The sequence below is a fragment of the Sulfitobacter sp. UBA4523 genome (assembly GCF_002388305.1).
GTDB classification, from domain to species: Bacteria; Pseudomonadota; Alphaproteobacteria; order Rhodobacterales; family Rhodobacteraceae; genus Sulfitobacter; species Sulfitobacter pontiacus.
In genome coordinates, this window is sequence record NZ_DGMH01000021.1 from 21,080 (window position 1) to 30,546 (window position 9,467).

The 9,467-nt window shown below is 61.0% G+C and carries 10 protein-coding genes; 6 read left to right on the forward strand and 4 right to left on the reverse strand.

Translation table 11 applies throughout. The annotated features are described in order from the left end of the window. The first annotated feature begins 2 nt into the window (after nt 1-2). The 3 genes from B3849_RS04640 (at nt 3) to B3849_RS04650 (ending at nt 2,178) form a co-directional block, all read left to right on the forward strand. Nucleotides 3-752, forward strand: a complete 750-nt coding sequence (locus tag B3849_RS04640; RefSeq protein WP_286779875.1) for an alpha/beta hydrolase — start codon at nt 3-5, stop codon at nt 750-752. Nucleotides 753-787: 35 nt separating this feature from the next. After that, a complete protein-coding gene (locus B3849_RS04645; protein WP_278425321.1) occupies nt 788-1,402 on the forward strand; it encodes a hypothetical protein in 615 nt (204 codons plus the stop codon). A 65-nt stretch (nt 1,403-1,467) separates the two neighbouring features. Then, nucleotides 1,468-2,178, forward strand: coding sequence for an alpha/beta fold hydrolase (locus B3849_RS04650; protein WP_278425293.1), 711 nt, complete (start codon nt 1,468-1,470; stop codon nt 2,176-2,178). Between the two features lie 21 nt (nt 2,179-2,199). Here B3849_RS04650 and B3849_RS04655 read toward each other — a convergent pair whose 3' ends face one another. Both B3849_RS04655 and phaZ read right to left on the reverse strand, forming a co-directional pair. After that, nucleotides 2,200-2,790, reverse strand: a complete 591-nt coding sequence (locus tag B3849_RS04655; RefSeq protein ID WP_278425294.1) for a DUF6151 family protein — start codon at nt 2,788-2,790, stop codon at nt 2,200-2,202. Continuing rightward, nucleotides 2,790-4,106 (reverse strand): polyhydroxyalkanoate depolymerase, encoded by a 1,317-nt coding sequence (gene phaZ / locus B3849_RS04660; RefSeq protein WP_278425295.1) that lies wholly within the window; start codon nt 4,104-4,106, stop codon nt 2,790-2,792. Before phaZ ends, B3849_RS04655 begins: the two co-directional genes overlap by 1 nt. A gap of 104 nt (nt 4,107-4,210) precedes the next feature. Here phaZ and B3849_RS04665 point away from each other — a divergent pair, with 104 nt between their 5' ends. The 3 genes from B3849_RS04665 (at nt 4,211) to phaR (ending at nt 7,311) form a co-directional block, all read left to right on the forward strand. Then, nucleotides 4,211-6,016 (forward strand): PHA/PHB synthase family protein, encoded by a 1,806-nt coding sequence (locus B3849_RS04665; RefSeq protein WP_005852436.1) that lies wholly within the window; start codon nt 4,211-4,213, stop codon nt 6,014-6,016. A gap of 151 nt (nt 6,017-6,167) precedes the next feature. Next, on the forward strand, nt 6,168-6,611 hold the full coding sequence (locus B3849_RS04670) for a phasin family protein (RefSeq protein WP_005852437.1): 444 nt from the start codon (nt 6,168-6,170) through the stop codon (nt 6,609-6,611). Nucleotides 6,612-6,744: 133 nt separating this feature from the next. Next, nucleotides 6,745-7,311 (forward strand): polyhydroxyalkanoate synthesis repressor PhaR, encoded by a 567-nt coding sequence (gene phaR, locus B3849_RS04675; protein WP_005852439.1) that lies wholly within the window; start codon nt 6,745-6,747, stop codon nt 7,309-7,311. Between the two features lie 106 nt (nt 7,312-7,417). Here phaR and B3849_RS04680 read toward each other — a convergent pair whose 3' ends face one another. Together B3849_RS04680 and B3849_RS04685 are read right to left on the reverse strand one after the other, a co-directional pair. Next, nucleotides 7,418-8,596 (reverse strand): DegT/DnrJ/EryC1/StrS family aminotransferase, encoded by a 1,179-nt coding sequence (locus tag B3849_RS04680; RefSeq protein ID WP_278425296.1) that lies wholly within the window; start codon nt 8,594-8,596, stop codon nt 7,418-7,420. 95 nt (nt 8,597-8,691) lie between these two features. Further along, the coding region (locus tag B3849_RS04685) for an NAD(P)/FAD-dependent oxidoreductase (RefSeq protein ID WP_286779876.1) at nt 8,692-9,467 on the reverse strand (776 nt) is incomplete at its 5' end.

Sequence of the window (9,467 nt, forward strand, 5' to 3'; positions counted from 1 at the left end):
GGATGACGGCACCGATGTATCTGGAAACGCCTCAAGGGCGGCGGCTGGCCTATCACAAGACCGAAGGCACAGGCCCCTGCGTGGTGTTTCTGGGCGGTCTGAAATCCGACATGATGGGCACCAAGGCAGTGTTCCTTGAGGACTGGGCCAAACGCGAGGGGCGGGCGTTCTTGCGGTTCGATTATTCAGGTCACGGGGAATCTTCTGGCGCGTTCACGGAGGGCTGCATTGGCGATTGGGCCGAAGACACATTGGCCGCGGTAGAAGCGTTGACCGAGGGCCCGATCCTGCCGGTGGGGTCGTCTATGGGCGGCTGGCAATCGCTGCTGCTGGTGCGCGCGCTGCCCGCGCGGATCGCGGGGCTGGTGACCATCGCCGCGGCCCCTGATTTTACCGAAGACGGCTATTGGGCCAGCTTCACCGAGGCGCAGAAAAAGACTCTGGCCGAGACGGGGCAGGTCGAACTGCCCTCCGATTATATGGAGCCTTACATCATCACCCGCCGGATGATCGAGGTCGGGCGCAAGCAGCTGGTGCTGCGCGATCCGCTGCAACTGCCGTTCCCGACGCGCTTCCTGCAAGGCACCGCAGATACCGCTGTCAGCGTCGCCACAGCCGTGCGTCTGCTGGAACATGCGCAGGGGCCGGACATGCAGTTGCAACTGGTCAAGGATGCGGACCACCGCTTTTCCGATGATCGCTGTCTGGAGCTGCTGATCCAAGCGGTGGAAGAGGTCTCTGCCACGGCCTGAGGATTGGGGGCTTTGCCATGCGTAAACCGGCCAGCATGTGGAGCCTTGAAACCTTTGGGCGGGTCCGGCTGTCGCGGCATTTCTTTATGCGCGATTTCATGTACTCCGAGATTTCCGGGTTTCACGGGCAGCCCAATATCCCCGACAATCCCGATCTTGCCATCGAAAACGGGCGGGCCTTCTGCACGACCCTGCTGGACCCGCTAGAGGAAACCTTTGGCCGCATCGCCGTGCGGTCGGGGTACCGGTCGGCGGCGCTGAATGCCTTTGGCAATCGGCACAAGCTGAATTGCGCGGCCAATGACAACCCGATCGAATGTCACATCTGGGACCGTGGCGCAGAGGCGCAGGCGATTGCGGGGGCGACCATCGTGATCCCGTGGTTTGCCGACCAGTATGATCAGGGGCGCGACTGGCGTGATCTGGCGTGGTGGGTGCATGACCATCTGCCCTATTCCGAGATGTGGTTCTTCCCCAAGCTCGCCGCCTTCAACCTGACGTGGAGACCGCAGCCGCTGCGCAGCATCTCAAGCTATATTGCGCCGCGCGGGATGCTGTTGCGCGGCGGGAAGTCGCCGTCGGAGCCCTTGGCGCAGCGCCGTGCGCGCTATGGCGATTTTCCGCCCTTGCGTGGCATCGCCTATCCGTGATGAGGTGCGGCGCAGCAGCAGTGTCCCGAAGTGACGCGAATTTATGACTAGTGACAGGGACATACATGGCTGACCCTCTTGTTCTTCTGCCGGGCCTCATGTCTGACGCGCGGGTGTTCTGGCCGCAGATCGCCGAGCTGTCGGCGAAAACCGCTGTGACTGTCGCCCCGATTACCCAAGGCGAGCGGATCGAGGAAATCGCCTCTGGTCTGCTGGACCAGTTGCCCAAGCGTTTTGCGCTGGCGGGGTTGGGGTTGGGCGGTGCTGTCGCGCTCGAGATTTTGCGCCGTGCGCCGGATCGGTTGACGCGGTTGGCGTTGATCGATGCCAGCCCGCTGGCCGAAACGCCGCAGAGTGCTGCCGCGCGCGAGATGTTGATCGTCAAGGTCAAGTCGGGGCGGCTGGCCGATGCCATGCGCGAAGAGCTGAACCCCGTCTGGCTCGCCCCCGGTCCGGACCGCGCGGCGATTTTGGAGATTGCGCTGGATATGGCCGACACGCTGGGGCCGGAAGTCTATGTGCGCCAAGCCCGCGCCTTGCAACGGGCCCGTGACCAGCAGGCGGTATTGCGCAAGTGCAAGGTGCCGACGTTGGTGATGTGTGGCGAGGTGGGCAGGCTCAACCCCGTCAAACGCCATAGTTTCATGGCCGAACTGCTGCCCTATGCAATTTTGCGCGTGATCGAGAGGGCAGGGCATTTGCCTACGCTGGAACAGCCCGAAGCCACGACTGCCGCGATCAAGGAATGGTTGAAGATGCCCCTGACCCCTGCGTGATCGGGACGGGTCAAGTGCGGGTTAGCGCAGCGCCTCGGTGATCGCCTTGCGCTGGTCACGCGGAACGATATGCACGGGGCGTTTGGGCGTTGCTGTGTCCGGATCGATAAAGGGGTTCACCTTCCAGCGGCCTGTCACCTTGGCCCCGGCCGCCCGCGACAGCGCCCCCCAGATCAACCGTGGCAGCCCTTCGTTCCGCAGCTTGCCCGAGGGCGTCGGGATATAGCCGGTGCCGACGATCGGCCCAAGCGGGGCTGGGTCGGACAGGGTGCGGGTCATGATGCTGGCAAAGGCGAGCTTGGGCTTGCGCAGCGTGTTGAACATCGGCGTGCCACAGCAAGAGGCATACCAGCGCAGCAGATTTGTCTCCCCGAAGGAAAACACCGACAATTTGTCGAAACCCTGATCGAAGTGGAATCTGTCGGGTGTGGTCTGGAACAGTTGGATCGCCCGTGGCGCGGGGTCGGGCTGGTCGAGGTAGACCTGGGCCGCGCGGCAATCGATGCAGTGGCATTGGGCGTGGCTGCCGCGCGCGGGTGTCACGCCGCGCAGGGTCCCTTTGACCGTGCCGCAGGCACAGGCAAAGGGCAGGTCACGCGGCGCGGCGGGCATTATGCCGTCGACTTCTGTGCGGGGACCGAGGTTTTACCCGCGCTGGCCGGGGCCGCAGGGGCCTTGGGGGCTGTCGCCTTGGCCGTGCGCTGGTTGTCGTCGATGAACTTCAGCACCAGCGGGCGGATATTCTCGCGCCAGCTTTTGCCGGCAAAAATCCCGTAGTGCCCTGCGCCGTCTTCAAGGTGGCTTGCCTTTTTGTCGTCGGGCAGGCCGGTGCAGAGGTTCAGCGCCGCGATACATTGACCGGGGGCCGAGATATCGTCCTTGGTGCCCTCGACCGTTTTGACGGCGACATCGGTGATCTTGCCGATGTCCACGGGCTGACCCTTGATCGAGAAGCTGTTGGTGCCGATCTCGTTGTCCTTGAAGATCCGCTGCACGGTGGAGAGGTAGAATTCAGCGGGCATGTCCATCACGGCGAGGTATTCGTCGTAGAACTTGTTGTGTTTGTCGTGGTCGCCGGCCAGCCCTTGTGCGACGCGCATGATCTGGTCGCGGAAGGCCTTGGCATGGGTTTCGGCGTTCATCGTGATAAAGGAATTCAGCTGCAGCAGACCGGGATAGACCTTGCGGCCGACGCCCTGGTGCTGGAAGCCGACCTGCTGGATCATCATCTCTTGCAGCTGGTTCATGTTCACGCGGTGACCGAAATCCGTCACCTCTGTCGGGCTGGCCGCGGTGTCGATGGGGCCGCCGATCAATGTGAGCGAGCTTGGCTGCGCCTTGGGGTCCTGTTCCGCCAGATAGGCCGTCGCGGCAAGGGTCAGCGGTGCGGGTTGGCACACGGCGATGACATGCACGTCTGGGCCCAGATGGCGCATATAGTCAACGAGCCGCAGGGTATAATCCTCTACGTCGAACTTGCCGGCGCTGACGGGGATGTCGCGGGCGTTGTGCCAGTCGGTGATATAAAGGTCCGCGTCAGGGATCAGGCTGATGACGGTCGACCGCAGCAGCGTCGCATAGTGGCCCGACATGGGCGCGACCAGCAGGATCTTGCGCTTGGGCGCGTCGCGGCCCTGTACGACGAAATGCACCAGATCGCCAAAGGCACCTTCCAGCTCTTTCTCGATCAGGACGGGATGGTCCGCACCATCAACGCCCACGGCGGGGGGGATGTCCCAATCAGGTTTGACCACCATGCGCGAAAAGCTGCGCTCGGTCACTTCGCCCCATGCGGCCATCCAGTTCAGCGCAGGGTTCGGGATGGCGGCAAAAGCGGGATACGATGCCATCGCCAACGCCGTGGCACCCAGCCACTGGTTGGTGTTTCTCATCGTTTCCATTAAATCGTAAGATGCCATATACTTCATGTAAGGGGTCTCCTGTTGGGGGCCTTGTGCCCGGCATCTTGTCAGACCCTCCCCCAAAGGTCGGCGCGATGCTGCAGGTGCAAACATAGGGAGGAACGGTTAGCATGACAATAAAAACAACCAAGACCGACGCAGAGAGCTCCAAGGCACAGGAACGTATGGAGGAAAACCTGCGAAAGGTCGAAGCGCTTGGCGCGCGGCTGTCGCAGATCATGGTCGGGCGGGACACGCATCAGGCGAGTTTGGACGGCCCGAATCAAGAGCTATTTGCAAAGGCCGCCGCGTCCTACTGGACCGAAGCCGTACAGAACCCCGCCAAGATGATCGAGCAGCAGGTGTCCTACTGGAGCAAATCCGTCGGCCACTTTATGGAGGCGCAGCAGGCGCTGGCCAAAGGCAAGCTGGCCGCGCCGGAAGATACCTCGCCCGAGGATCGCCGCTTTGCCAACCCGCTGTGGAAATCGCACCCCTATTTCAACTTTGTCAAACAGCAGTACCAGATCAACGCAGAGGCCTTGGGCCAAGCCGTTGATCATGTGGCCGATCTGGCCCCGCATGAAAAGAAACGGCTGCAATACTTCAGCCGCCAGATCATCGACATGATGAGCCCGACCAATTTTTTGGCCACCAACCCCGATGCGCTGGAACGCGCTGTGGCGACCGAGGGCGAAAGCCTGATCCGCGGGCTGGAGAATCTGATTGCCGATCTGGAGGCGAATAACGGCGAGCTGATCGTGCGGCTGGCCGATGAAAGCGCGTTTGAACTGGGCCGCAACATCGCCACATCCCCCGGCAAGGTCGTCTATCGCAACAATCTGTTCGAGCTGATCCAATACAGCCCCAGCACCGAAAAGGTCGATGCCACGCCGATCGTGATCTTCCCGCCCTGGATCAATAAATTCTATATCCTTGATCTCAAGGCCCAGAACAGTCTGGTGAAATGGATCGTGGATCAGGGCTATACGCTGTTTATGGTGTCATGGGTCAATCCGGACCAAAGTCATCGTGACATCGGCATGGGCGACTATATCGAGGACGGGTTCCTGACCGCGATCCGCGAGGTCAAGGAGATCACCGCGCAGGAACAGGTGCACGCCGTAGGCTATTGCATCGCAGGGACCACGCTGTCGCTGACGCTGTCCTTGATGAAGCAGCGCGGCGATACATCCGTCAAATCCGCGACATTCTTTACCGCGCTCACCGATTTCTCCGATCAGGGGGAGTTCCAGCCCTTCCTGACCGATGACTTTATCGACGGGATCGAGGCCGAGACCAAGGACAAGGGGATCCTGCCTTCGGTCATCATGGCGCGGACCTTCTCTTTCTTGCGGTCGAATGATCTGGTCTATGGCCCCGCGATCAAAAGCTACATGCTGGGCGACACGCCTCCGGCCTTTGATCTGCTGTATTGGAACGGCGACGGGGCGAATCTGCCGCAGCGCATGGCGATGGAGTATCTGCGCGGGCTTTGCCAGCAGAACAAGCTGGTCGAGGGCGGCTTTGAATTGTTGGGTCATCGTCTGAAGCTGGAGGATATCGACGTGCCGCTCATCGCCATCGGCTGCGAGACCGACCACATCGCGCCGTGGAAAGACAGCTATCGCGGCGTGCGCATGATGGGCAGCGCGGACAAGACCTTTGTGATGACCCAATCGGGCCATATCGCGGGGATCGTGAACCCGCCGAGCAAAGGCAAATACGGCCACTACACAAACGACAATCTGTCGCTGGATCACGAGGACTGGCTGGAGGGGGCAAAGTTCCACGAAGGGTCGTGGTGGCCCCGCTGGGGCGCGTGGCTGGAGAATCGCTCTGACGGGAAAGTCGATGCCCGTATTCCGGGTGAAAAGGGCCGTGATACCTTGGGCGAAGCCCCGGGTACCTATGTGGTGCGCAAGGCAAGGGGCTGATCTGATTAGTCAATTTTTTATGGGGCGGCGGGCTGGAACGGCCTGATGCTGCATTGCAGAAAAAACTTGCAATGCCGCACCGCAGCATCTATCTATGGGGTAGTCATAACGTAGCGGTAGACGCCGCTTGACCCCAGAAGGAGAGTTTACCATGACGAAGACACCAGATTTCGCCGCGATGATGAAAGACATGATGGGTGCATTCCCAGTTGACACATCCGCAATGAACGACGCGTTCAAAACAACCGCGACACTGAACGAAAAGCTGTCCGGCGTAGCGCTGAACGCTGCCGAGAAATCCGCCGAGATTTCCAGCAAATGGACAAAAGACACTCTGGCAAAAATGTCCGAGATGTCGAAAGCCAAGCAAGAGCCAGCAGATTACGCCAAAGCAATGACCGAGTTCACCTCGGCCTCTGCTGAAGTCGCGTCCGAGCATATGGCCGCTTTCGCTGAAATCGCGAAAAAGGTTCAAATGGACACAGTCGAGCTGATGATGGCTGCGGGCAAAGACATGTCCGAAGAAGCAACAGCTGCTGTGAAAAAAGCGACATCCGACGCGACAGCCGCCACAAAGAAAGCCGCTGCGAAGTAATCGCACCGGCCTTTGGTTCAGGTAAAGATTGATGAGGGCAGACTTTGCGGTCTGCCCTTTTTTGTGGCACCTATCTTTTTCATTTAAGCTGCCCTAAGCTGCAATGCAGCATGCTATTTGGGAAGGATCTACCGTGACCGAAACAGTCAAGCCCCTGCTTATCAAACGATATGCCAGCCGCCGCCTGTATAATACCGAAACCAGTGACTATGTGACGCTGGATGATATCTCGGGGTTTATCCGCGACGGGCGGGAGGTGCAGATTGTGGACCTGAAATCAGGCGACGATCTGACCCGCCAATATCTGCTGCAAATCATCGCCGAACATGAAAGCCGCGGTGAATCCGTGCTGCCCGTGGATGTGCTGAACGATCTTGTGCGCAGCTATATGTCCCCTGATGCGAGCGTTGTGCCGCAGTTCCTCAAGACATCGTTTGACATGCTGCGCGACGGTCAGGCGCGGGTGCTTGAGAACATGAACACGATCAACCCGATGGCGAAGATGCCCGGTTTCGAGGTCATGCAGGCCCAGCAAGAGGCGTTCATGAAGGCGATGACCGGCAATATGCCGACGCCTTGGAACGGCATGGGCAAGACCGACCAGCGCCCCGCCAGCGCCAAGGGCGATGACGCCGAAAGTCTGGATGCGATCAAACAACAACTGGCCGAGTTGCAGGAAAAACTCTCCAAGCTGAAGTGACGGCGATTGGCCCCCGTTTGAACGGTTAAAGCCCACCCGCTGACGGGTGGGCTTTGTTGTGTCTGCCGGATGCCTCCGGCGGGAGTTTATTTGGCAAAATGAAGCCTCAGGCCGCGGCGGATTTCGTCACCGTCGCCAGCGCCCCGAGCAGCACATTCACAATCGCGTCTAGCTCGGCTGGTTGCAGTTGCACGGGCAGGCGCACGTCGCAGGCGGTCATCAACATGGCGCGGGTCCGGGGCAGGTCGGGCAGGTCCTTGATGAACTGCCAGTTCCAGAAGGCGCGCGCGTTGTCGGTGCTTTGGCCGAAGACCTGAACCTTGACGCCGGCCTTGGCGCTCGCTTCGGCAAAGGCGCGGATGGCGGCATCGTCCAGCCCGACCAGATTGAACTGGATGGAATCCGGCGCGCGGGTTTCGGGGGCCAGCGGGGCGGGGACGTCGATCTGGGGGGCGGCGTTCAGCTTGGCCGCGACATAGTCATGATTGCGCAGCCCGTCGGCCACACGGCGGGGCAGCTCGGCCAGTTGGGCCCGCACCAACACCGCTGACAGGTTGTTGAGACGCAAGTTATAAAGCGGCAGTTTGTTCTGCCAGCGCGCGCAGGCGTCCGCGATGCCGGGGTGTTTCTTCCAGTTGTGTTCATAGGCGCCGGACATGATGATCGCACGGGCCACCAGATCGGCGTCGTCGGTGATCAGGATACCGCCTTCGCCCGCGTTGACCATCTTGTAGGACTGGAAGGAAAAGCAGCCGATCTTGCCGATGGTGCCGATCTTGCGGTCGTGCCAGAGGGTGCCGAGTGAATGGGCCGCATCCTCGATCACCGGCACGTTTGCGGCATCGCACAGCTGCATGATCGCATCCATATCCGAGGTATGACCCCGCATGTGGCTGATGATCACCGCGTCGACACCCGGCAGCTTGGCGGCGAAATCCGACATATCGATCCGGTAGTTTTCCCCGACCTCGCAGAGCACCGGCGTATAATGGGCGTGGATCACGGCAGAGGGCACGGCCGCGAAGGTAAAGCCGGGGATCAGCACCTTGGCATTCTGCGGCAGGTCGAGCGCCAGCAGCGACAGAAACAGCGCGGCAGAGCAGGACGACACCGCCAGCGCATAGCGGCTGCCCATCATCTGCGCAAACTCGGCCTCCAGCAGGGACACCGGCGCATCGGCCGCAGCGGTGTAGCGAAACAGATCGCCGCTTTGCAACAGCTGCTCTATCTCGGCGCGGGCTGTGTCGGGAATGGCTTCGGCGCTGTGCATGTCGGGCAGGGTCATATTTCAATATCCTGAATGTTTGTTTTCAGAATGGTAAAACAATGCGCCTATGGGACCAAGCCTTTTCCCCGTTCCGCTTCATGAATGTTTTGTGACTATATCCCCAGACGGTCGCGCAGGCTGAACCAGCTCATGGCGAGCGCAAGCAGCGGGCTGCGCAGCGCGCCGCCGCCGGGGAAGGTCGGCGTGGGCAGGGCGCTCATCGTATCAAAGCCGTCGCCATCGCCCTGGATCGCACGGGCCATCAACTGCCCTGCGTGGATCGCGGTGCCGACGCCGTGGCCGGAATAGCCCGAAGCCGACAGAATGTTGGGTGCCACGCGGGCCAGAAAGGGCAGCCGTTTCATGGTGATCGCCAGCGTGCCGCCCCAGGCATAGTCGATCTTGACGTCGCGCAGCGCGGGGAAAACCTGGCCCATGGGCTTGCGCGCCTTGGCGGCGAGGTCGCTGGGGAAGCGGTAGCCATAGCTTTCGCCGCCGCCGAACAGCAGCCGCCCATCATGGCTGAGCCGGAAATAATTCACCACGAATTTGCTATCGGCCACGGCGACATCCCGGGGCAACACGTCTTTCACGCGGTCGCCCAAGGGTTCGGTAGCGACGATAAAGTTGTTGATCGGCATGACCTTGGCCGCGACCTTGCGGTTCAGCCCGCCCAGATAGCCGTTGCAGGCCAGGATCACATGGTCCGCCGTCACCCGCCCGCCGTCGGTCTGCACAGTGGCGGGGCTGCCTTCGGTGATCTGATGCACGGCGCTGCGTTCATAGATCTCGACCCCTGCTGCCTGCGCCGCCCGTGCCAGCCCGAGGGCAAGGTTGAGAGGATGCAGATGCGCGGCCCCCATATCCAGAATACCGCCGCGATAGGCGG